At 43.6% G+C, this 24305-nt stretch carries 19 protein-coding genes; 10 read left to right on the plus strand and 9 right to left on the minus strand.

All coding sequences use genetic code 11. The features are described 5' to 3' along the window. Positions 1-556 precede the first annotated feature (556 nt). Positions 557-1021, minus strand: coding sequence for a DIP1984 family protein (locus KJS58_RS04230; RefSeq protein ID WP_213530735.1), 465 nt, complete (start codon positions 1019-1021; stop codon positions 557-559). Between the two features lie 226 nt (positions 1022-1247). On the opposite strand from KJS58_RS04230, the gene KJS58_RS04235 reads away from it, so the two are divergent. Continuing rightward, positions 1248-1772: a cupin domain-containing protein gene (locus KJS58_RS04235; RefSeq protein ID WP_213530737.1), complete on the plus strand. Its 525-nt coding sequence runs from the start codon at positions 1248-1250 to the stop codon at positions 1770-1772. Between the two features lie 15 nt (positions 1773-1787). On the opposite strand, the gene KJS58_RS04240 is transcribed toward KJS58_RS04235, so the two are convergent. Beyond that, positions 1788-2399, minus strand: coding sequence for a TVP38/TMEM64 family protein (locus KJS58_RS04240; RefSeq protein WP_213530739.1), 612 nt, complete (start codon positions 2397-2399; stop codon positions 1788-1790). A 76-nt stretch (positions 2400-2475) separates the two neighbouring features. Between KJS58_RS04240 and KJS58_RS04245 the strand changes: the two genes are divergently transcribed. The 4 genes from KJS58_RS04245 (at position 2476) to KJS58_RS04260 (ending at position 5016) form a co-directional block, all read left to right on the plus strand. Further along, positions 2476-2733 (plus strand): hypothetical protein, encoded by a 258-nt coding sequence (locus KJS58_RS04245; RefSeq protein WP_213530741.1) that lies wholly within the window; start codon positions 2476-2478, stop codon positions 2731-2733. 348 nt (positions 2734-3081) lie between these two features. Then, on the plus strand, positions 3082-3447 hold the full coding sequence (locus tag KJS58_RS04250) for a GntR family transcriptional regulator (RefSeq protein WP_213530743.1): 366 nt from the start codon (positions 3082-3084) through the stop codon (positions 3445-3447). 1 nt (position 3448) lies between these two features. After that, positions 3449-4339 carry an ABC transporter ATP-binding protein gene (locus tag KJS58_RS04255; protein WP_213530745.1) on the plus strand — a complete coding sequence of 297 codons (891 nt, stop codon included), beginning with the start codon at positions 3449-3451 and terminating at the stop codon, positions 4337-4339. A 2-nt stretch (positions 4340-4341) separates the two neighbouring features. After that, positions 4342-5016, plus strand: a complete 675-nt coding sequence (locus KJS58_RS04260; RefSeq protein ID WP_213530747.1) for a hypothetical protein — start codon at positions 4342-4344, stop codon at positions 5014-5016. A 110-nt stretch (positions 5017-5126) separates the two neighbouring features. Here the strand turns inward: KJS58_RS04260 and KJS58_RS04265 are convergent, their stop codons facing one another. Next, complete coding sequence (locus KJS58_RS04265) at positions 5127-6305, minus strand: acyltransferase (protein WP_213530749.1); 1179 nt, start codon at positions 6303-6305, stop codon at positions 5127-5129. A gap of 333 nt (positions 6306-6638) precedes the next feature. Further along, positions 6639-8042: an MATE family efflux transporter gene (locus tag KJS58_RS04270; RefSeq protein ID WP_213530751.1), complete on the minus strand. Its 1404-nt coding sequence runs from the start codon at positions 8040-8042 to the stop codon at positions 6639-6641. A gap of 327 nt (positions 8043-8369) precedes the next feature. Here KJS58_RS04270 and KJS58_RS04275 point away from each other — a divergent pair, with 327 nt between their 5' ends. Next, positions 8370-9866, plus strand: a complete 1497-nt coding sequence (locus tag KJS58_RS04275) for an alpha-amylase (protein WP_213531059.1) — start codon at positions 8370-8372, stop codon at positions 9864-9866. Positions 9867-9916: 50 nt separating this feature from the next. Here the strand turns inward: KJS58_RS04275 and KJS58_RS04280 are convergent, their stop codons facing one another. Continuing rightward, positions 9917-10972, minus strand: coding sequence for an LCP family protein (locus KJS58_RS04280; RefSeq protein ID WP_213530753.1), 1056 nt, complete (start codon positions 10970-10972; stop codon positions 9917-9919). Between the two features lie 256 nt (positions 10973-11228). Between KJS58_RS04280 and KJS58_RS04285 the strand changes: the two genes are divergently transcribed. From KJS58_RS04285 to KJS58_RS04295, 3 genes are read left to right on the plus strand one after another with little or no spacing between them, the layout of a single operon-like run. After that, on the plus strand, positions 11229-11807 hold the full coding sequence (locus KJS58_RS04285; protein ID WP_213530755.1) for a bifunctional transcriptional activator/DNA repair enzyme AdaA: 579 nt from the start codon (positions 11229-11231) through the stop codon (positions 11805-11807). After that, positions 11804-12352, plus strand: a complete 549-nt coding sequence (locus KJS58_RS04290) for a methylated-DNA--[protein]-cysteine S-methyltransferase (RefSeq protein WP_213530757.1) — start codon at positions 11804-11806, stop codon at positions 12350-12352. The genes KJS58_RS04285 and KJS58_RS04290 overlap by 4 nt, the downstream gene beginning before the upstream one ends. Beyond that, positions 12312-13295 (plus strand): DNA-3-methyladenine glycosylase 2, encoded by a 984-nt coding sequence (locus tag KJS58_RS04295; protein ID WP_213530759.1) that lies wholly within the window; start codon positions 12312-12314, stop codon positions 13293-13295. Before KJS58_RS04290 ends, KJS58_RS04295 begins: the two co-directional genes overlap by 41 nt. A 66-nt stretch (positions 13296-13361) precedes the next feature. Here the strand turns inward: KJS58_RS04295 and KJS58_RS04300 are convergent, their stop codons facing one another. Continuing rightward, positions 13362-13775, minus strand: coding sequence for an SRPBCC family protein (locus tag KJS58_RS04300; RefSeq protein WP_213530761.1), 414 nt, complete (start codon positions 13773-13775; stop codon positions 13362-13364). Positions 13776-13971: 196 nt separating this feature from the next. Between KJS58_RS04300 and pepT the strand changes: the two genes are divergently transcribed. Beyond that, positions 13972-15207: a peptidase T gene (gene pepT / locus KJS58_RS04305; RefSeq protein WP_213530763.1), complete on the plus strand. Its 1236-nt coding sequence runs from the start codon at positions 13972-13974 to the stop codon at positions 15205-15207. 111 nt (positions 15208-15318) lie between these two features. On the opposite strand, the gene KJS58_RS04310 is transcribed toward pepT, so the two are convergent. The 3 genes from KJS58_RS04310 to KJS58_RS25600 all read right to left on the minus strand — a co-directional run bounded on the left by KJS58_RS04310 (position 15319) and on the right by KJS58_RS25600 (position 24035). Further along, entirely contained in the window at positions 15319-16407 is a 1089-nt protein-coding gene (locus KJS58_RS04310) for a mechanosensitive ion channel family protein (RefSeq protein ID WP_249716884.1), read from the minus strand. 184 nt (positions 16408-16591) lie between these two features. Beyond that, positions 16592-18670 carry a catalase gene (locus tag KJS58_RS04315; protein ID WP_213530765.1) on the minus strand — a complete coding sequence of 693 codons (2079 nt, stop codon included), beginning with the start codon at positions 18668-18670 and terminating at the stop codon, positions 16592-16594. A 214-nt stretch (positions 18671-18884) separates the two neighbouring features. Beyond that, the gene (locus KJS58_RS25600; RefSeq protein ID WP_283771238.1) at positions 18885-24035 is read right to left on the minus strand and encodes a rhamnogalacturonan lyase family protein; all 5151 of its coding nucleotides are present in this window, start codon (positions 24033-24035) and stop codon (positions 18885-18887) included. Positions 24036-24305: the final 270 nt, after the last annotated feature.

Here is a 24305-nt window from a genome sequence, read left to right on the forward strand (position 1 = left end):
GCAATCACAAATTTATCCGAACAGGCCAATTACGAACCTATACCCTAATATTACACTTATTACACATAAACACGAGTTAAATCTAACTATACTTGTGAATACCTTGTGAACATTGTAACAAAACCTCTATTTTTGTCAATACAATGAATTTTCGCTTTTGGGCTTGAAAAAGGCACATATTCTCGCTTTTTCTACTATATACAGTGCTAATTAATACCATTGTTAACTACATCTATTTATTTGGAAAATATAGATTTAGTATTCGTATTTTTTGAAATAGACAATCCTTTGTATCTTACAGATGAGCAGAGAGAAGTCCTATAGTCCCCACACCCGGCCCTCGCCAGTTGAAAAAATCAGCATATGGTAGTAAGAAGTGACATTACCTTGTACGGATGTAAATCGTGCGTGGGCTAAATTGTAAGAATAGGGCGCCCGGTTCCCTTCACTATTTTATGAGATCCAGACTTGACCCGCTGGGAGGCTTATGCTCGCTTTTTTTCATACTGACTACCAACGCTAGGACTTCTCTGCTGCAATTTAGTCTGAACGTACTTTATGACGATTCTATAAGTTCGGTTGTCCAGTTGAGCTCTTGAATACGCGTATCAAGCTGACGATGTTCTTTGGCAAGTTCATCAATTTGTTTCTGCAGTGCGCTGATATCAACGGTCGTTATAAACTTAATCTCTGTCCTGCTGGACCGGTCGTAACGAATAGACGCGGTATCCATGACATCACTGAGCACACTTCGTTTCAATTGGAGCTTCTCCCGGCGTGCAAGCGCATCGGTAATCGTCATACCCTCGCCGTATTCCGTTTGTGAATTGGTTTTGTTAATTCGCTGAACAAGGGACTCAAACTGCTCAAGTACTCCATTCAGTTCACGAAAAAGATCAGATGGATTCTCGGCTGCCTCTTCGCCTTCCTGAATCTTAATCACATTACGCAAACGAAAACGAAGTTCCTGGATTTTCTTTTGTAGATCAGAACGTAGAATGAGTGCTTCGGCAAGTTTCATAATCGTAGTTACGCCTCCACATATTAAAGGTGTCCTAATTGTAACTTATTGGTCTGCAGATATCCAATCTCTTACATTCGCTCGAATGAACGCCTGTTTAACGCTTCTTTGGGTGTGGTACATAACAGTTAATAGTAATTTTTGGAATATTAAAAATATAAGCCATGATAAGAGGCACAAATAGCCTTATTCATGGCTTTATTTCTACGAAAGGAGAGCGTTTATTATGAAAACGACCCATCTAGAGACGAGTGTATATTACTTCAAAGATGACGGGGTGATTCCCAATAACCCGGTACTGCCTGTCATTCTCTATCCAGGAGCCTTACGCGGTGAGGAGCAGAATACGGAGAAAATTTTCAACAAGCATAACTGGCGAAACAGCTGGACAGGCGGGGTATTCCCGTACCATCACTATCACAGCAACTCGCATGAAGTACTTGGTGTCATCAAAGGATCGGTTAAACTTCACATCGGAGGAGAAAAAGGGATTATTCTGACGGCAACTGCCGGCGATATTCTTGTCCTTCCTGCCGGAACAGGTCATAAAAAACTGGAGTCAAGTCCCGATTTTCAGTTGGTAGGTGCCTATCCAGATGGGATGTCCTACAATACCCACACGGGAGACAAAGAAGAACGCCCGCAGGTACTCGGGGAAATCGCTCGTGTTCCGGTTCCAGACAAAGATCCCCTGCTAGGTGCCGAGGGTCCGCTGCTCGTCCACTGGAAAAAGGCAGAGAACCCTAATTAACATGAGCTCTCAAACTCACTGTATGTGAGAAGACCCTGTATAATATCGTTCGATCATTCTGCTGATCCAAATCGTGCATCCTATGAACAAGAGAATACCGACTAAAATTAGGGGCTGTTCCATAATAGCAACTAGATTCGTACCGATAAAGGTCACGTAAAACACCATGATTCCTTTACCTAATACGGCTGCAAGTAAAAAAGATCGTGGGCGCATTTGAGCAATACCGGCTGCCATATTCACAAGGACGAACGGCCCTACCGGAAACATGCCAAGTAAAAAAACATAACTGAATGCATTACGCCGGATCCAGATCAGACTTTTCTGAACCTTTGGTCTTTCAGACCAGTGACTTGCCCATCTCGTTCCTGCAAGCTTCCTTATGACCATAAAGGTAAAGAAACTTCCTCCTACAAGTCCGATCCAGGAGTAGAAAAAACCGGCCCATCCATACACAAGTCCATTCGCTCCCACAAGGAACAGCGTAGGCAGTGGCGGAATAAATGCTTTCATAAATGTGAGGAGAATCCCGGGTAAGGGACCCAGTGCCCGGAATTTTTCCAGCAGTCTAACTATATTCTCTTCTGTAAAAAAGGAAATAAATTCGGATACGGAGAACCCTTCCATGCAGCACCACATTCCTTGCGTTTGAATTGAATAGCCTTTACCTACTCACAGTATAACTGACCAACTTCATGAGTGTGTGAAGAGTTCATTGATATTAGATGAGACTAAAGAAGAACCTGCCATCCATATTCACGGGGCAGGTTCTTTTGATTCTTCTATGATATGGATTCTGAAAATTTCATTGACTGATGCACCGCATCCGGCGGTACAGACGACAGATTGGGAGAAGATCCTGGAACTTTTCCACATTCATGGAGAATATGCTCCACATGCTCCAAAACGTCTTTTACTGCTTTTCCACAAGCTTGACACTTCATTATTAAATCACCTTTAATCATATATTATTAACCAAGAATGAGATCATTCTAATTAGTCCATGTCCTTGTTATGCTAAACATGGATGTGAGGTAATACTCGAATATTCGGCTTCTTCCTTTGCCCTCTTCCTATTAACCTCCTGCCCGTCTCACGAAACGGAAATAAACCTCTCCTTGGTCCGGACTTCCATTATATTCAGCTCGTTACCGAAATATGACACCCTTTTACCCACTAAAATAATAAACGCTGCAAATAAAAAAAGGTTTCGGCATTCGTCCATTTTTACCATATATTGTTGACTAATTCTTTGTTTGGTTGTATGGTTAATTACATAAGTAACTAACCAACTTGGTGGTGATAATGTATGGGCATGCAGATGGATGATGACCGCCCGATCTTTTTACAGATTGCAGAACGAATTGAAGATGACATCCTCGAAGGAAGGCTGCCCGAAGAATCACAGGTCCCTTCCACGAATCAATTTGCATCCTTTTATCAGATTAATCCGGCAACAGCGGCCAAAGGCGTAAATCTCCTGGTCGATCAAGGAATTCTGTATAAGAAAAGAGGGATTGGCATGTTTGTAGCAGATGGAGCACAGTCTGTGCTGGTAGAGAAGCGGCGTGAACAGTTCTATGAACAGTTCATTATCCGAATGGTGCAAGAAGCGCAGAAGCTTGGGATCAGCAAAGCTGAACTATCTGAAATGATACACAGGGAGGAGAAGTAGAATGGCAGATGTAATTGAGTTAAACGGCCTGACCAAAAGCTATGGAAAAACATTTCATGCCCTCCAGGATATAAACCTCACCATTCAGGAGAACAAAATTTACGGACTGCTTGGGCGTAATGGTGCGGGAAAAACTACACTGCTTCATCTCATTACAGCTCAGCTCTTCCCCACGTCAGGAGAACTTAAAGTGTTCGGCGAAGCGCCGTATGAGAATAAGGAAGTCCTTCGGCAGATTTGTTTTATTAAGGAAAGTCAAAAGTATCCGGATACGTTTCGAGTACGAGATGTACTCTCGGTAGCCTCTTCCCTTTATCCTAACTGGAACGCATCCCTGGCTGATTCCCTAGTTTTACAATTCAACCTGCCCCCAAATCGAAGAGTCAAAAAACTATCAAGAGGCATGCTTTCTTCTGTTGGCATCATTATCGGTCTTGCGAGCCGTGCTCCGCTTACCATCTTTGATGAACCTTATCTTGGGCTTGATGCTGTAGCTAGACAGTTATTCTATGACCAGTTAATTCAAGACTATATGGATTATCCCCGCACCATTGTTTTATCAACGCATCTTATTGATGAGATTAGTGCCATGCTCGAACAGGTGATTGTACTTCATCAGGGGAAGCTTTTGCTAAATGAGGAAGCAGAACAATTTCGAGGATCGGCTTTCCATGTTAGCGGCAAGCAGTCTGATGTAGATCACTTCGTTATAGGAAAAGAAGTGCTTCATCAGGAAGAACTCGGCTTTATGCGTAGTGTTGTCGTTCGAACAACTGACCAAAAAGACTTCCGCAAACAAGCGGAATTAAACAACATCAGTCTTGCTCCTGTCTCTCTGCAACAACTCATGGTGTATTTGACCAAACAAACGAACCGGGAAGAGGTGCATTAAGTATGCCAACGATCAAAACCGTAATGCGTACCCATCTTGTTGATTATTGGTTATGGCTTATCGTTCCCCTCATTGTGCTTATGAGTAGTTTTGTAGTTAATTTGATCATCAGTATATCGATTGGTTCATTTACGACCGGAGGACTGTTATCAATCTATGGGTTCATGATGAGTGTAGGAATTGCGGTAATTCCCATGAATTTCTCATTTTCACTGAGTTTCGGTATTCGACGTAAAGATTATTTCCTAGGTACAATCAGCATGTTTCTTCTCTTCAGCCTGCTCTATTCCACTGCACTTACCATCGTTAGAGAGATAGAACAGCTTACTTCAGGCTGGGGTACAGGGCTGCATTTTTTTGATGTCCCTTTCCTCAGCAGTCTCTCCTTCCTGCATCTCGCCCTGCTGAACTTTGTCGTCATTTCTCATCTGTTTCTATTCGGTTTCGTTATGTCGAGTATAGCGAGAAGATTCGGGAAACTGGTCTTAATAAGCTTGATCCTGCTCATCGTCATTGTCTTGGGTGCAGCAAGTGTCCTCGTGACTTACTGGCAATATTGGGACGATTTCGGCAAGTGGGTCATGACCTACCAGACGGATATTATCTGGTTCCTCGCTCCTCTTACTTTGCTGTATGCTTTCCTATCCTACGTATGGCTGCGAAAATCCACGATCTAATATATACGCAAAAAGAAGCATCCCATATAGACGGGAATGCTTCTTTTTTTTGAAATATTACGAAATAACGATAAACGATAACCGTTAAACGATAAGGTATTCTCGCTTGCTTAAGCAGGCAGATTTGGTTTCTTTGGTTCCCCGGCTCCTCGCTGCGGTTTAGGCAGGTTACCGAACAGAATCCAGGATTTAGAGAAGTGAGATGCCAAACCAACCACAATATATGATCCGATTAGCGCAAGCAGGAATCCACCGACATACCATAAGTGATGAAGGATCGAAATTCCGGTTTGCGGCGGGAATTCACGATAAACAAGCAAGAAGAATGGGTGAATTAGATAGATCCCGAAGGACAATCCGCCAATCTTAGACATCGTACGTACCAGAGCGCTCTTACCGTTGCCGTATAGCAGGAAGGCAATCTGGAATAACACCAGCGCTGCCGAGAACGTATGGATATTCCACAGGAATTCATACCAAAGGGAATCATAGACAGCAATCCCTTTACGGTTCAAGTACCAGATATACACATGTGCTAGACCTGCACAGATCCAAACAATCCATAGCATCGTCCATGCTGTAACTTTTCCTGGTGTAGCGTAGCTTCTTCTGATAACAATCCACTCTTTAATTTTCGGGAAATATACACCCAAAAGTGCGCCGAGCATGAAATAGGAGAAGTACGAAAGGGACCAGCTTCCCTTATTCGCTACGCTGATAACACCGTATTTGTTCATGACGATAAATCCCCACTGAATGGCAAGTCCAATCGGAACTGCCCACTTGACGAGAGAAGGTACTTTTTTGAATAAAGCGAGTACCAGCGGGAACAGAATATAAAACTGCATATTAATAAATACAAAATATAAATGAGTGTACGCTTTACCTGTAAACAACTTGGTTGTAAAACTTACGATCGTATCGATCAGAGAACGATCGGGATAGTACACAACATGTAAAATCAGAAAATAAAACAATGAGAACATAAAGTAAGGAATTAAAATGTAAAGCAATCTCTTCTTATAAAAACCAAGAACCAGTTTCTTATCCAGCGGTCTTGTATAGTAATTATAAAACAACACAAAACTACTTAAGAAAATAAACGTCGGTGTACCAAACTTCATGAAAATATTGAAAAAGTTGTACAGCCAGTACATACCCGAATTCACCATATCTACGGTAGCAAAAGAAGTCGAGTGTACGCTTAGTACACCAAGAATTGCGATGCATCGTACAAGATTAAGCTCGGGCAGACGTTCCCTTTTTTCAGCTGTCATTGTTTGACTCATTATATTAACTCCTTGGGTTTAGTTTGTTGATTGATAGAGACGTTCCATTCGATCGGCTCAAAATCACCTTATCTATAGTAAAACTTCTGAAAACAATTTACATTAAAAATCCCTTAACTTAATAATAATAACAGAATTATTTAAGGATTTGGACAAATTACGATAACATTTATTCCATATCTATCCTAAATAATAATAAAAATGGATTTTGTGCTCTGTAGCTCCTATGTATTTTGACATGAAAAAGCCGCCTTTACGGCGGCAGAAACATACGCTGAGCAGCTGCATCATACGGACGACCCTCGCTTAGATGCTAATTACAGATCACGAAGTTTATAATGCAGCTGGCACAGCAGATTCTGAATCTTTTGAAGCGGGTTGCTCCACGAGCGCATGACGGCGCCAAGCACCATTTTTCCAGCGATAATGCATGATGAAGGCACGAATCCATTCATCCACTGCGTTTGCTACCCATACACCTAGGATTCCCATGTCTAAATGGAAGACAAACCAATAACCGAGCGGAAGACTCACGCCAACCATAGAGATCAGCCCCATATACACTGGGAAACGAGCATCCCCTGCTGCACGCAAGGAATTAATCATAATCATGTTACACGTTCTTGCTGTTTCCAATACGATACTGAACAAGAGTACTTGAGAACCTAAGCGGATAATCTCTGCGTTATCCGTGAAGATTCCCATCAGCGGCTCCCGAAGCAGAATAATAATAATATCCACGGTTATCGTGGAGATAAGGCCGATTTTCACACTTTTCTTCACTCTTGCGTAGGCTTCATCCTGCTTTCCTGCCCCGACGAATCGTCCGGTCAGAATCGATGTTCCCAGCGATACAGCCATACTAAATAAGTAGATATAATTAGAAATCTGGGCTGCATACTGCCGTGTAGCAAGTGATTCTGTTCCGAGATAAGTCACATAATACAGAAAGACGAGCTGACACATTTGATACGTAATTTGTTCAAAGGCGGAAGGAATACCGATGTTCAGTATTTTTTTTACATAATCTTTGGAGATCATGAAATAATGTCTCCATTCAATCCTTACGGCCATTACTTTATAAAGTAACCAAATGAAGATCGCGACACAGACCAGCCTGCTAAGTACGGTCGAGATGGCTGCTCCTTTTACACCCATCGGACTGAATCCAAAATGACCAAAAATGAGTGCATAGTTTCCAACTAAATGAAGGAGGTTCATTACAAGCGATACAAGCATAGTCTGCTTGGTGAAACCATAGGTACGAATAATCGCGGACATAATATTAATCAAAGCTTGTAAGAAAATGCCCCCGCCGACAATCGTTATGTACGTATTCCCGAGCTCTAAGATTTCGCCATGAAGATTCATGAGTTGTAAAATATGACGGCCGCTAAATACAAAAATAACACTAATGATGAGCCCGACACATAAGTTAAGTGTAATGGCTACAGCAGATACACGAGATGCTTCCGCAAGTTTTCTCGAACCAATATACTGAGCTACCACAATGGCTGCTCCATTCCCAATCACCTCAAGAATGAGGATGGCAATCGATACGATCTGATTGGACGTCCCTACCGCAGATACAGCCTCATCGGATACAGCACTGATCATAAAGGTATCCACGGTACCCATCAGCATAAATAACATAATTTCTAGAAAGATAGGCCAGGTTAATGAAAAAAGATTGAGATTTTCTGTCTTAAGAACACGCCCGTCGGCTGCTGTTGTCATAGATTCACCTTCAGCTTAGTAGTAAATGTTTATATTTTCATAAAATTACGTAAATTTTTCTGAAACAAACCGTATCTTAGCATAAAATTTTCATATATGCACGATAATTTACCATCTTTTTTTAACACGCGTAAAAGAAGATAAGCAGCCTTCTCGTCTTGCCTCTAGCCATATATATTTTCTCGATATGGTTTAGTTCTCCCCCGGGGTGGTTATTTCTGAATAAAAGCACTTATAGATTGCGGCAGTCTGTCATCACGCAAACCACATCCTTTATGGTGTGCTGTAGTAAGAGAATGATACTAATGAGAGGGGGGCGGCCGTATGATAAAACGCAATCATACTATGATGCAATTCTTTGAATGGCATGTAGATGCAGATGGAGCACACTGGAAACGTCTGTCTGAAAGAGCTCCTGAGTTAAAGAAAAAAGGAATCGATTCCGTCTGGATCCCTCCTGTCACCAAAGGCAGTTCACCCGAGGATACAGGCTACGGAGTATATGACCTTTATGATTTAGGCGAGTTTGACCAAAAAGGTACGGTGAAAACCAAATACGGCTCTAAAGAGGATCTGCTGGAAGCCATGGGAGTCTGCACTCAAAATGGAGTTGGGGTATACGTAGACCTTGTTATGAACCATAAAGCAGGGGCAGATGAGACCGAACGGTTTCAAGTCATTGAGGTCGATCCGAACAATCGTACGAAGGATATCTCAAAGCCATTTGAAATAGAGGGATGGACCAAATTTAATTTCCCTGGCCGTGGAAATACGTACTCCTCATTCAAATGGAATCATACCCACTTTAATGGAACAGACTACGATGCTTCCGAAGATCGAACTGGTATTTTCCGAATAGCCTCAAATGAAGAAGGCTGGGACGAAAATGTAGATGATGAATTTGGAAATTATGATTACCTGATGTTCGCTAACATCGACTATAGAAAACCAGAAGTTCGCGAAGAGATGATTAACTGGGGAAAATGGATGATTGATACCCTTCAGTGTAACGGATTCCGCCTGGATGCGATTAAACACATCAATCATGATTTTGTTAAACAGTTTGCCAATGAAATGATTAAGAAAAGAGGGCAGGATTTCTATATTGTAGGCGAGTTCTGGAAACCGGATCTTGCTTCCTGCCAAAAATTCCTTGATACTGTCGATTATCAAATTGATCTGTTTGATGTTTCACTCCATTACAAACTTCATGAAGCTTCGCTTGCGGGTAAAGCATTTGATCTAACAACGATTTTTAATGATACGCTTGTTCAAACCCACCCTACCCATGCGGTTACCTTTGTTGATAACCATGATTCTCAGCCGGGAGAAGCGCTCGAGTCCTGGATCGATGACTGGTTTAAACCAAGTGCATATGCACTGATCTTGCTCCGTCAAGGCGGATACCCATGTGTATTCTACGGAGATTACTACGGCATTGGCGGAGACAATCCGATTCCTTCGAAGCAAGCGGCGATTGACCCTCTGCTAGCCGCAAGATACCATCATGCCTACGGCGACCAAATTGATTATCTTGATCATCCGAATACCATTGGCTGGGTAAGATGCGGTGTCGCTGAAATCCCTCACTCCGGCTGTGCCGTCATTATTGGTAACGGAGAAAATGGAGAAAAGCGGATGTGTGTCGGTAAAGAACGTGCTGGGCAGACTTGGTATGACATTACAGGTAACCAAGAAGAGACGCTTACGATCGAAGAAGATGGCTGTGCCAACTTTACCGTCAAGGGCGGAAGTGTCTCTGTCTGGGTGGAACAAGTTCAAGATCAGGAATCAGACGATCAGAAGCAAGAGTCGGAAGCTTAAAAATGAGGCAAAGAAAGAGGCAGACCTTGATTTACAGGTCTGCCTCTTTCTTATTGTTCTTTGAGCTCAGGATCGATAAGATCCGCCGCTGCTGTATTTTCATCCATCCAATTATCGATGATTTCCTGCGCCTCTGCTAACCCTTGATCACTTAGCATGTAGTACCAGCCGTACTGGTTATTCTCACCTTCACCCTTCAGCATGTAACTGCTCATCTGGGGAACGGATCCTTTCTCATACAACAATTCCGCCAGATCAATAATAAAATCGGAGGTCATGTCTGTCTTCATATTCGAACTCGCAATATCCATTAACTGCGGGATTTTTGTAATATTACCTAGCGATAAAGCACGCTCTGTCGCTTGCTTGATAAAGATTCGCTGGCGTTCTGTTCGCTTATAGTCCGAATCCTCACGATATCGTACATAGTTCAAGGCATCTTCACCGTTATAGATCGGTTTGTTCGGCTCAATTCGGAGCTTTATGTGGATCCTTTGTTTGTTCTCAATAACTTCGGTAATCGGCAGTTCCACTCCACCAAGCGCATCAACTACTTCTACCAGTGCTTGAAAATTCACTTTTGCATAATAATCAACATCCGTTTGCAACAGCTGTTCTACGGTCTCTACGCTCATCTTCGTTCCCCCGAAGGCATAGGCTGCATTGATTTTATTTCTCTTTTCTTTCCCTGCAATCGGAACATACGAATCACGAGGCAACGACATTAATAACATTCGGTGCTCTTTCGGGCGGAATACCGCATAGATCATCGTATCTGATCTTCCGACATCCCCTACCCTTTCATCTACACCCAGCAGCAGCATGCTGAAAGGTTTTGTCAGCTCGTCCTGATTTTCTTCATTTCCAGCCGGCCCCGTCACCTTAATCGGTTCGTATGCATTATCGATTCGGCCTTTTACTGTGTCCTCCAAAAACAGCTGAAATGCCACAGCAACAAGTTCTTTACGAAATGCAAACCCCATCGTTCCTATAAGCAAGAGAATGATCGCTGTAATAATCAGAGGTTTCTTTGATTTCGGTTTTTTCTTTTTTTTGTTCTGATGTCGTTTACTCCGCGTCAACGGGTATTCTTCCTGGTCACTCATGTACTTCTCCTCTCTGCACTCTTTTTCTTTTTTTCGACAAATGCGAACTATAATTTCAGGTTTTGATTGCATTTATACTAATAAGATTATGTACAGTTCTGCTTACAAAGGGATAACGCAATTACTATACTATAAGTTTCCATAATAAGGAATATCATTTTGGTGACAATGTCGAAATCTTGCTTTCCTATTCCAAAATACTGCTCTACATGCCAAGGAAGCCTATAATAAGAAATATAGCGGAGGTGTAGAGTAGATGCGGGAAGAAATTGAACTTTTTGAAAAGGTGTATCAGGCTGTATTAGAGCGCAGTGATCGATACGACGGAATCTACTATACAGCGATTCGGACAACGGGCATCTATTGCCGCCCTTCTTGCCGCTCTAGGACGCCAAAACGGGAAAACGTAACAATCTACTCGGCTGCAAAAGCAGCAGAGCGAGACGGTTATCGTGCCTGCAAACGATGTCAGCCAGACATCAAAGAACTACACAATCCGGATAAGGAGATCTCGGAGCGCGTCACATCCTATATCGATCACCATTACTCAGAGTCTGTGAGCTTAAACCGCTTGGCTGATGAGATCAAAGTTAGCCCCTATCATCTTCAAAGAGTATGTAAAAGAGTAACCGGGCTCACCCCCGCAGCATATTTGCAGAAAGTACGACTGGATAAAGCAAAAGAGGAACTCCTAAGAAGCGACCTGGAAATTCGAGATATTGCTGTCCTTATCGGGTATAAAAGCACCTCTCACTTCATTGCTGTCTTCCAGAAAGCAATCGGTCAAACACCGCAGCATTACCGACAATCGAGTGAAAGAAGGGATACACCGTGACCCCTGTCTATTGGACGAAGGTTCAACATGATTTGTTACAAAATCAATGTTTATATCTAGCAGCAACCGAACAAGGAATCTGTAAAATCACCTGGCCTTCAGAGAACTGGGAGGCATTCGAGTCTTGGATTTATCGCCACATCCCAGATGCTGCACTGCTTAAGGATGAACAGCAGCTTGAACCTTATACAAAACAGCTTACAGAGTATTTGAATGGAGAAAGATCAGAGTTCTCTGTACCCCTTGATCTTCGCGGAACTGCTTTTCAAATGGAAGTATGGAATGCACTACAGCAGATTCCTTATGGAGAAACACGCAGCTATTCCGATATCGCAAATCATGTCGGCAGAGCGCAGGCGGTCCGTGCTGTCGGCACAGCGAATGGAGCAAATCCCGTTCCCATGCTGGTTCCTTGCCACCGGGTTATTGGTAAGAACAAGAACCTCACCGGATTTCGCGGAGGACTCCATTTCAAGGAAGCACTTCTTACACTGGAGGGATATCATGACTACACCCGAAAAGGACATGCCCGTTTTGAATTCTAACGATCCCCATATAGGGGCGGAAATATCAGCAAATCACATAGAAACAGAACGAAAACTTACCTTGCCTGAACCTTTTAATTACTCAGAAGTTCTCTATTACCTGAACCGTTCTACACTCGAATGCCTGCATGAAGTGGAAGATGAACGAATCTACAAATCACTGGATATACAGGGCAGACCTATTCCAATAGAAATTCGTTATGAGGCTTTATCCCATGCTCTATGTATCCGCTGCCTATGTGCAGAATCGGTCTCTGCAGAAGAATGGAATCTCATCTTCCTTTTTATAGAGGAATGGTTTGATCTTCGGAGAGATCTTGTTCCTTTCTATCAACTGGCTGAGGACGACCCCATGCTCGGTCCACTGGTTCAATCTTTGAATGGACTTCGAATTATCGGGGTTCCTGATCTGTTCGAAGCCCTATGCTGGGCTGTCATTGGACAGCAGATTAATCTTACTTTTGCCTATACGCTGAAAAAACGGCTTGTTGAGACTTTTGGGGAGACTTATGAGTGTAATGGAAGAACCTATTACCGATTCCCTTCGCCGTCGGCATTACTTGGTAGTAACACCCTAGCCACTCTAAGAGAATTGCAATTTACTACCAAGAAGGCAGAATATATGGTGGATATCGCTGGGCGGGTCGTGCGTGGAGAATTACAAAAAGAAACACTGCTGGCTTCGGGATATGAGGCAGCGGAAGAGACACTGCTTCGCATCAGAGGGATTGGTCCATGGAGTGCACATTATGTTATGATGCGCTGCTTGCGTAATCCAGCCGCATTTCCCATAGGAGACGCAGGACTACATGCAGCTCTTAAGAAACAACTGGGTCTGTCCGCTAAGCCCACTCCAGCTGAGATTAGAGCTATTTTCGAACCTTGGAAAGGTTATGAAGCTTACGCTGTATTCTATTTATGGCGAAGCCTTACGTTATCGTGAGTACAAGAAGAGCGCAGCGAGGTTTACCTGCTGCGCTCTCTTTTACCTGTGGCTTGATTTACATCCTTATGCTTGAACTACAGAAGCAAGCTTGTTCACAATGCCGCTCCAGCCTTGATCCATACGATCACGAACCAGACTGTGATCTTCTCCGAATGAAGTTTTCTCCCCGGATTTCCAGCCGCCATGGATTAAAGTAAATTCGGTCTGTCCTTCCTTTTCTTCCAATTGGAAAGTTAGCAGCCAATCTTTATCCCAAGTAAAACTCAGCATATTCGGCGGATCGATCTCCGTTACTTTACATTTCGATTTACCAAAAGGCCCTGCTTCAAGAATAAATTCATGACCAAGCATAGGTTCGAAGGTACTTGGCATAAACCACTGTGCAATTCCCTCTGCTGTAGAGATCTGTTTCCACACCTTCTCCATAGGTGCATCCAGTAGAATGGTTTTTCTAATTTCGGGCAATGATGTTGTCATAAGTCGCTCCTTTTACAAATAGGTTTATCGTTTACTAGTAAAGAATGCGGCAATTATAGCACCTTTTGGTTGCACGTCAATGGGATCTCAAGTGGTTTTCTAATATTGTGCAACCCCTTTTCCAGATTTATGCATGAGGGCAGGGTTCGTGATAAACTACATCTATAAAAGTGAACTACATAGGAGCTGATGTAACGTGAAAAAGGACTTAATTAAAAGACTAACGAGCTATGTACGTGTGGACACCCAGTCGGATGAGAACAGTGAGACTTGCCCTACAACTCCAGGACAGCTCGAACTTGGACGTAAACTAGTAGAAGAGCTGCACTCCATCGGCATGCAAGAGATAAGTATGGATGATAACGGTTATGTGATGGCCACACTTCCTTCTAACACGGACCATGATGTTCCTGTGATCGGATTTCTTGCTCACCTGGATACGGCCACTGACTTTACTGGAAAGAACGTAAACCCTCAAGTTATAGAGCAGTATGATGGCGGAGATATTACGCTGAACGAGGAACAACAGATTATTATGTCTCTAGAAGATTTCCCAGAGCTTGCAGGCTATAAAGGCCATACGCTGATTACAACAGATGGAACGACTCTCCTTGGTGCAGATAACAAAGCAGGAATTGCCGAAATTATGACTGCCATGGAATACCTGATTACTCACCCAGAGATTAAACACGGGAAGATCCGGGTTGCCTTTACACCCGATGAAGAGATCGGCCGCGGGCCGGAGCGTTTTGATGTAGGGGCATTTGGTGCAAAATATGCCTACACCGTTGATGGAGGGCCGCTTGGTGAACTGGAGTATGAGAGTTTTAATGCCGCAGCGGCAAAAATTATTTTCAAAGGCAAAAACGTCCACCCAGGTACTGCGAAGAATAAAATGGTGAACTCCGCCAAAATTGCAATGGAGTTTCACGCAAGACTTCCTATTCAAGAAGCACCGGAGTTTACGGACGGGTATGAAGGATTCTACCACTTGTCTTCTGTTAAAGGAGATGTAGAAGAAACTGAACTGAATTATATTATTCGTGATTTCGATCGAGACCAATTTGAAGCACGGAAAGCGAATCTGGAGCAGATCGCCAGAATCCTTCAGGCTGCCTACGGCGAGGAACGAATCCAGCTCCAAATCCGTGACCAATACTTCAATATGCGCGAGAAAATCGAGCCGGTGAAATTTATCGTAGATATTGCCGGAGAAGCTATGAAACAGCTCGATATTGAGCCTCATATTGTACCGATTCGCGGGGGAACCGATGGTTCTCAATTATCTTACATGGGACTGCCGACACCGAATATTTTTACAGGCGGAGAGAACTTTCATGGACGTTATGAATATGTATCCGTAGATCATATGGAGAAAGCTACTCAGGTCATTATTGGAATTGTTCAGCTATTTGAGCAGCGCGGAGAATAAACAGATTTGATGGATTTTAAAAAAGGGCGATAGATTACCTGTTCAAGGTAATTCATCGCCCTTTTTATGGTTTTTTGCCCACTAGAAGAAAGTCATTGCCTGTGTGAATGCTCAAGCATCTGCCCCTTCTTTCTCAAAAATCGCATGATTCTCAAGGAAAAGACGCTGCGCTGGTACCGCAAGTTTAACGCCTTCTTCTTCCAGGATCCGCAAGATTTCAAAGTTAATGGATTCAAGCACTTTCATGTGTTCCACCCATATGGTTGTATACGTAAAAAAGTAAAAAAGAATGGTGATTTGGTCTCTGGTCATCTCTTTAAGCCGAACCATGTACAAATCATGATCAATACCTTCATGGTTCTCAATGTATTCCCGCAGTCGATTCACTGCATTCTCCAGCTGGACGCGATCCGTATCAATAGCGACGCCAAGATCAAAGGTCACCCGTCTTTTTCCCATCCGACTCCAGTTCGTAATGGCCGCTTTGGCCAAAATATTGTTCGGGATAATCACAATGGAATCGGCGAATGTTCTTATTTTGGAACTGCGAAAAGAAATATCTTCAACCATGCCTTCTACCGCATCTGTACGTATCCAATCCCCTTTGGAGAAAGGCTTTTCCGTAACGATAATAATACCGGCAATGAGATTGCTTAGTGTATCTTGTGCTGCCAAGGCAACCGCAAGACTTCCGAGACCCAGCCCGGCAACCAAGCCGTTCACACTGTAACCCCACTCTCCCATGATAATTGTAATCGTCAGAGCAATCACCATAAACCGCAGGACCTTAGACAGGAAAGGAATAATCATGTCCGATTCCTCGACCCCAAGTTTACTGGTCATTCCTGCAAAAAAGCGGGAAGAGCGTCCTGATAAATTATAAAAGGCCCACCCAATGATGATAATAAATCCAGTACGGACAAGTCCTTGAAATAGCGGCCAACTTGCTCCGCCATCGGCAAAATAAATACGGACTGCTCCTGATATCCCAACCAGCGTCATTAAAGCTCTGGCTGGTCCATGAAGTAATTGATAAATACTATCCCATTTCTGGCTGAATATTCGTTTTAATAGATGAAATAACTTTGTCGAAGTCCACTTATTAAATATCGTAAATACAAATAAAAAGAGAAGAGCTACCGCAAGTCTAATCCATTTAATCTCACCGATAAACTCATAGATTCCATTAAAAAAGTCCAAAACATTCCCACCTTTGCTGCTTGTTCATCGTTGTCATAAGAGAATACTGGACCTATTGTAACAAAAGACAACCCCCATCACATCTATATAGCTATATTTCCATATAAATAAAAAGACAAGCAGGGTCGCTGCAGAAGCAGCTATTCCGCTTGTCTAGAATAGACGTATATTTGTTACATTTACCTTACATTTTGCGATCCCAGAAACGATGCGCAGCTACAGCTTCCACAAATTTGTTCTCAAAACCGGAAAGCTCTTCCGTAGACCGAGCCGTCACAATTCCTGGTACACGCAGGCCTTCTATCGCCAGCGACTGCTGTAGGAAAGTTGCCCCTTCGTTCACGGCACCGATTGGTTTAAAGTGTTTGTACGCTTCGCGCACAAAATCCTTCGCATCAGGTTCGGATGCAATCAGGTTGACACCCTCTTTTCCACCCGCAATATAAATGGCGTCAAATAGTAAAGAATCGCTGGTGAGGAATGTGTGCATTGCCTCGATGCTTTGTCCACCTTGTCCGCTGATAGGGCCGAGTCGGTCACTAACCACCTCTGGCATCGCGCCTGCTTCCTTCAGCGCTTCTATAACCTTTGTTGTTGCCTGATCGAAACCTTCACCTGCAATGATCGCAATTTTACGAGTCTTCGCAGTGAAAATGGTATTCATCATACTGAGAGCCGGAGAATCAGATGGAACCGGGTTCTTGGTTGCTTCTCCTGCTTCCGGAAGCTGTACACCGATCTTCAGGGCAACACTCGCTGCAAGGGTCGTGTCGATATTCATCAACAGATTTACTACGGATTGACGCACTTCCTTGCGCTGAACTTTTCCAAGCTCAAATTGGAACGCACTTGTAATATGTTTCTTCTCCACCTCTGACATGCTATTCCAGAACAATTTTGCCTGGCTGTAAAAGTCTTTGAAGCTTTCGCTTCTTGCCTGTACTTTTCGGCCATCTACTCTCTCTGTGTAATGCTCATATCCGCCTTCGGCAGGTGCAGCCGTAGAGGGACTGTTACCGGCAATTCCATTACGATGATAACTGACCGGCCCGCGGTTGATTGTCATGCGATGCATACCGTCACGTTGGTTATTGTGTACGGGAGCAATCGAACGGTTAATTGGAATTTCGGCAAAGTTTGGACCGCCAAGTCTCGTAAGCTGCGTATCTGTATAGGAGAATAAACGCCCTTGAAGCAATGGATCATTAGAAAAATCGATACCTGGTACAACATGCCCAGGATGGAAGGCCACCTGCTCTGTCTCGCTGAAGAAATTATCAGTATTCCGATTCAGCGTCATTTTACCTACTTTACGAACAGGAACGAGTTCTTCTGGCCATAATTTAGTTGGATCAAGGATATCAAAATCGAAATTAAACTCATCCTCTTCTTTAATGACTTGAAGTCCAAACTCGAATTCTGGATAGTTGCCGGTCTCAATCGCATCCCATAGATCGCGGCGATGGAAGTCAGGGTCTTTTCCGGCAATCTTCTGAGTCTCATCCCAGACAAGGGAATGAACGCCAAGCACCGGTTTCCAGTGAAACTTCACAAAATGCGCTTTTCCTTCTGCATTAACTAGTCTAAAGGTATGTACACCAAAACCTTCCATCATCCGGAAACTACGCGGCAAGGCACGATCAGACAGATGCCACATCATCATATGAGCTGACTCAGGATTATTCGCTATGAAATCCCAAAACGTATCATGAGCAGAAGCAGCCTGCGGAATTTCATTATGAGGTTCTGGTTTTACCGCATGAATAAAATCTGGGAACTTAATCGCATCTTGAATGAAAAAGACAGGCATGTTGTTACCAACGATATCAACGACACCTTCTTCGGTATAAAATTTCGTAGAGAATCCGCGCACATCTCGAACCGTATCTGCCGATCCGCGTGACCCTGCTACCGTTGAGAAACGTACAAAGACAGGAGTCTTTACACTCGGGTCTTGTAGAAAACCTGCTTTGGTAAGTTCAGTAAGCGGTTCGTAGACCTCAAAGTATCCATGGGCACCGAACCCACGGGCATGCACAACACGTTCTGGAATACGCTCATGGTCAAAATGCGTCATTTTTTCACGGAAATGAAAATCTTCCATCAACGTGGGTCCACGTTCTCCTGCTTTCAGCGAAAATTCATCTTCAGATACCTTAAGACCTTGGTTGGTCGTTAGTTTTTGACCGTCATTATCCACTCGGAATGAATCGAGCTGCTCGTCTTTTGCGTCTTTTTTCAAGTTCATATCTTTCTCATTCATTCTTTATCACTCCTCTTCGATTCATCTTTTTATCGTTAACTAACCACGAATCTACGAATAAAAAATTGTAATTAAGCATCTTAGTGTAAGTACCCTTTAGCACATTGGATTAAACGCTTGCCCGGAATCAAATCTGATTTCACAAAATAAATAAAGAAGCCGGTCGTGGATTGAATGCAATCCTACGCCCGGCTTCTCTCACTCTATTCCTTTTTTATTTCACTTCAACACGAATGACTTCACTTCTTACCTGCCCATGGTTGTTAGACAGTTCAATCTCATATTCGTATACGCCGGCTGCCTTGCCTGTTATCTCAGTGTAGGCTGTCTGTGCATCAGGTGTCGCTGCTGCCAATTCCTGCGTATCGACGAGTGCCCCATTCTCATATAGCTTATAGAGGGTACCATTGGTTCCCCACCACATGTTCATCGTGATCCGGTATTCGCCGTCTTGATCCCAGTTATCGCTTGATATACTAGGCTTATTCGGAGCCGCATCTTTTACCGTTACCGTGTGAGGAGCACTTTGTGTTGTTCCGTGTGCGTTTATCAGTTCTACCGTGTACACGTACGTACCATTATCTCTTCCTGCTAGTGGAACATGAACACTTTGTGCCTGAGGTGTATTGTCAGATAAAAGCTCTGTATAGATCAGTTTCCCGTTCTCATACAGTTTATATCTTGTTCCATTCTCACCCCACCACATGTTCATAGATAACGTGTATTCTCCGTCTAAGAGACCATTATTGTGTCCATTATTATCGGAAAGTACAGGAAGCCCTGGCTTTCCTTTTGCTGATCCATTATCTTCAGCGCCCGTATAACGAATGTTTGGAGCCGCAGGCATCTCCATTCCTGCTCCTAAATAGAAGCCCGTATGTGGAGGCTGATTATAAGCAACATTCTGCCATGCAACACCTAAGCGGTAGATTGGATCATGCATTAACGTACGAATACGATAGTCCGATTCATCCGTTGTTGTATAAATCCGAAGCTCTGTGCTGTCCTGAGAACGCCAGATAACTTCTTCACGCCAGTCTCCCAGCAGATCCGCTTGTAAACTTGGATTCGCTTTCGTGGAGTTGTTCGACGCAGCACCTGTGGCTGTGAGTAAATTGATCGTTTTTTGGTTTTTGTAATCCCATTTATCGATTCGGATATCATCTTGCAGCTCTCTAAGCAGATCGCCATCCCACCAGATACCAAAGTTTGTGGATGAAGGGATTTTAGATGAAATCTTCTCTCCTTTAATAGAATACAAGCCGCTAAGCGGAATATGCTCTGCATTGGTGATTGTAGCAGACCATACTTCTTCTCCCGGATAATTCGGGTCAATATCAGCTGACATCCCTCTGCCTACGTCAATTCCCATAGGTACTCCCCATAGAATGTCACCTGTATTTGCGTCGCGTACTTCCATGCCGTATTTCGCATTTCTGTCTTCATGAACACTAAATATTTCAAGACCTTCACGCATAGGATCGAGATCACCAAAATGCATAGCATCGCCGTGACCGAGTCTTGTATTGTGAAGCGGAGTACCGTCATCATCAATCGCGATTGCACCAAACAGGATTTCATCTTTGCCATCGTTATCTACGTCACCGACAGATAGATTATGATTTCCCTGTCCTGCATAGCTGCTAAGACCTTCATCATTAGAGTCAAAACGCCAGCGTTTGGTCAGCTCCCCGCCTCTGAAATCATAAGCAGCAAGCACTGTTCTTGTATAATAACCTCTTGAGAAAACAAGGCTTGGATGCTCTCCATCCAGATAAGCAACGGTCGCAAGGAACCGATCAACACGGTTTCCGTATCCATCTCCCCACGAACTTACATCACCGCGAGGCGGATCATAAGGAACCGTACTTAGTGCCTTACCCGTCGTTCCTTCGAATACAGTGAGGAATTCATTCCCAAGCAACACGTATCCAGAGCTATTGCGGTGATCGAGTGTCCCATCTCCAATAACTACACCCGCTCCGTCTTTGGTACCGTCTGCTGTCTTCATAGCAACCTCAGCTTTTCCATCTCCATCAAAATCGTAGACTAAAAACTGAGTATAATGTGCCCCTGCACGAATATTAGGACCCATTTTAATACGCCATAGTTTTGTTCCGTCCATTTTATAAGCATCCAAATACACTTCGCCTGTATAACCTGATTGTGAATTATCCTTGCTGTTGGTTGGCGACCACATCATAACGATTTCATACTGGCCATCGCCGTCGAGATCACCTGTACTCGCATCTCCCGCATAGTAAGAGTAAGGCTGACCATCCTTGGTATAACCATCTGCCGGTTTATCAAGAGGAATGGATTTATATTGCTGTTGCCATACGGAGATTGGCTCCGTAGCTTTTTGTTTTACTCCACCTACAATCGGTTCAATCACGTATTTCGATTTGTCCGTACCCCCTGCATCCACATAGTTGGTACGATCCGTAATCGGTTTGCTCGTAATGAGCTTGTTATCACGGTAAATTTGGAAAGCGATTGAATCTGGGTCCAGACCAAGCATTCTCCAGCTAATAAATACTCCGTCTTCTGTCTTGACTGCAACGGGTGCACGATCAAGGTTCTCCATTTGACGATACAACGTAGTTACCGCTTCGGTAACAAGCACCTCTGACAAATCAGAGATTCCTCCAGCATTTACAGCTGCCACTTTATAATAATAAGGTATCGTACTGAGAATGGTTTGATCTGTGTACTGCGCTTCTTTTGTCTTACCAATAAGATTGTAAACTCCGTTCTCTTTATCCGAACGGTATACATTATAGGAACGAGCCTTTTCGTTCGGTTCCCAAGTAAATGTGACCTCATTTTTATGAATAGAACTTACTTTTAAGCCCGTAGGAATGCCGGCTTTCTCAACAGAGGAATCGATCATGGAAACCTCTAGCGGTGTAGAAGCAACCGATTCAAGCCCCGCTGCGTCCACTGCGGTTACTGTATAGGTATATTTCATACCAAAATCCACTGTTTCATCTTTCCAAGTGAGTTCGGAAGTTTCAGCTAAGAAAGATGCTTTCGCTTCTCCTTCTGCCTGACGATATACACGGTATAAGGCTGCACTATCCATGCCTTTCCAAGCAATCTCCGCGGAAGGAACTTCACTCGCAAGATCTACTTTCACAAGTTCCAGACCCGTTGGTGCAAGCAGAAGAGGTGTAATCTCAATTCCGTTCACATGAGCCGTTTGTCCAGAGAAGACCATATTGATCTGCCCATCTTGTACAGTTATGGGAGCATGCAGTTTCTCAGCAATATTCTCTTTGCCAGAGCTTATGGTTCCATAGTCCTTCCCTTCAATGTTCACGTTCGTTCTTGTAGAACCAATCCAGTCTCCCGTATATGATTTCACGGCATATGTACCGTTAGGAAGATCTACCTTAAGTTCGTAAACCCCACCGAAATTAATAATAAAATCACGGCGAAGGGCATCCGTAGCCCCGCCTCGATCACGGTCTGCCAAAGCACCTTCATGAACGACAAGTCCATAACCGCGTTCCTTGGTATAAAGAATATTACGATTAATCTCCGTGTATCCTTCCGCTACAGGGGAACCCGGAGGGCCAAAATCATAACGATAAGTGGCTGATTTTGTTCCAATCGTTACTTCCTCAGAAGGATCAGAGGAACCTTTTCCATTTACCGCAATAACATACGCAGTATATGCATTTCCTTCTGAAAGACCAGCCAAGGAGAAGCTAGGCACGGTAGCAGTTCCTGCTAACTTATACGCGGATTCCGCATCTGTCTGCAGCTTGACGTAGATCCGGTATATATCAGCACCCTCTACCGCATTCCATTTTAATAACGCACCACTGTTACTGATGTTACCTGCCACAAGACCGGTTACAGGACTTGGTTTCGCATCCGGCAGGTCCTGCTCTTTTACATATTCCGATAGTGGAATGTTCAGCTCTTTGATCGACTGAGCAACCATTCTAGCAAGCTGAATCGCTCCATACTCCTGGAAGTGTGTGTTGTCAGCTGATCCATTTGGAAATGCTGCGTACACTCCTGGGTCGGTATGCAAAAAGACAGATTTGGTCTCTTCTGGACCAATTGAATCATAGTAGGCTCTGCTCAGCGTACTAAGATCAATAAGTTTTGTATTTTCCTCTGCTGCTACCTCTTTCATTGCATCTACATACTCTGGGAAACTCACATTGAATTTACCTGTATCTGCATTGAAATCTCTTCTTCCTACCGGTGTAACAAGAATCGGGGTTGCCCCGCGCTGCTCTGCACCGTGGATATAAGTTCTGAGATATTCTTTATAGTCAGCTGGAGAAGCGTACCGATCCGGAATTGAGATCGTCGCATCGTTATGACCGAATTGAATGAGGAAATAATCAGCTGGCTGAATGACTTTTAGAATATCATCGAGTCTGCCTTGATCGATAAAAGATTTCGTGCTTCGTCCACCAATGGAGTGATTCTTAATCACAATCTGTTCATCGAAGAAACGAGGGAGCATTTGTCCCCATCCAGCTTCTGGCTTCCAGTATGGATCGTAAGTCTGCACTGTGGAATCACCAGCGATATAGATTGCCGGGTTACTGCCTGGTGTCCGGTCCGGGAGCCTCGTAATAACCAGTGCGTTCAATTTAGCTGCAGAGCCGGTGAATTCCAGACCCAGCTGGCCATCAACCAGTGCAATGGAGAAATTCATCTCCAAAAATTCGCCTGCCCCTTTGGCAGTCAGCTGCACTTTTTGCATCCGCTCTGTACTTATAGCAATCTCCGAACCTTCCTCCTGATCTCCTGCAATAAGAGCTACGTCATAATCGCCATTTGGCAGATCAATCTGAAATATGCCATTATCCACATGTGCATAATCAGAGCGAAGCGGGTCATCTCCGCCACGGTCCTGTACAGTAACTGTGGACAAATCTGTAAAACCATACCCTGTCTCTTGTGAATAAGAAGACTGTGCACCGACTCCAATATAACCTTCAGCTACCGCTCCATCCCCAAAATCAAAGCGATATTCGCCTTCAGCAGCCATCTTCAGGTTATCCTCTGTATCATTCGTCTGTGGCGCAACAACGTCGCTATCCACATCCGCTTGTGTCCCATCGCCTTGCACTTCCTCCTCTACTCCTTCCTGGTCTTCTTCTGTTCCTTCTTGCCCTTCTTGGGCTCCTTCTTGCCCTTCTTGTGCATCCTCTTGTACTCCTTCTTGCACACCCTCGTCTACATCATCTTGAACCTCATCTTGTACTGCCTCTGCCTTTACTGTCTGTCCACCCCATTCCATTGGCATTGCCATCGTTGACAGCACCATAAGAAAAACAAGAAAAATGATAAAATATCGAGATTTTCCAGGATGGTGCTTCCTGCTTGCTTTCATGAAGATGCCTCCTTTGCGTTCTAAATGTAACCCCTTACATCGTAGCTCTAGATAACTTCTTTTAACATCAAAAAAACAGTGTATTTCGTGCATATATCAGTGTTCTTTATCCCAGGTATTGAACAAAAAAGTGACGACTTCTAATCGAAATCGTCACTTTTTTCATACTTCTAACCCTTTTATTACCTATTTAAATAGGGTAATGTTATTAGGAAGTATTTTCCTTATATTTCGTTACATGCTGAGTTTATTACTAAAAGAGGTGAAATA

Source organism: Paenibacillus sp. J45TS6, from assembly GCF_018403285.1.
In the GTDB taxonomy this organism is placed as follows: Bacteria; Bacillota; Bacilli; order Paenibacillales; family Paenibacillaceae; genus Paenibacillus.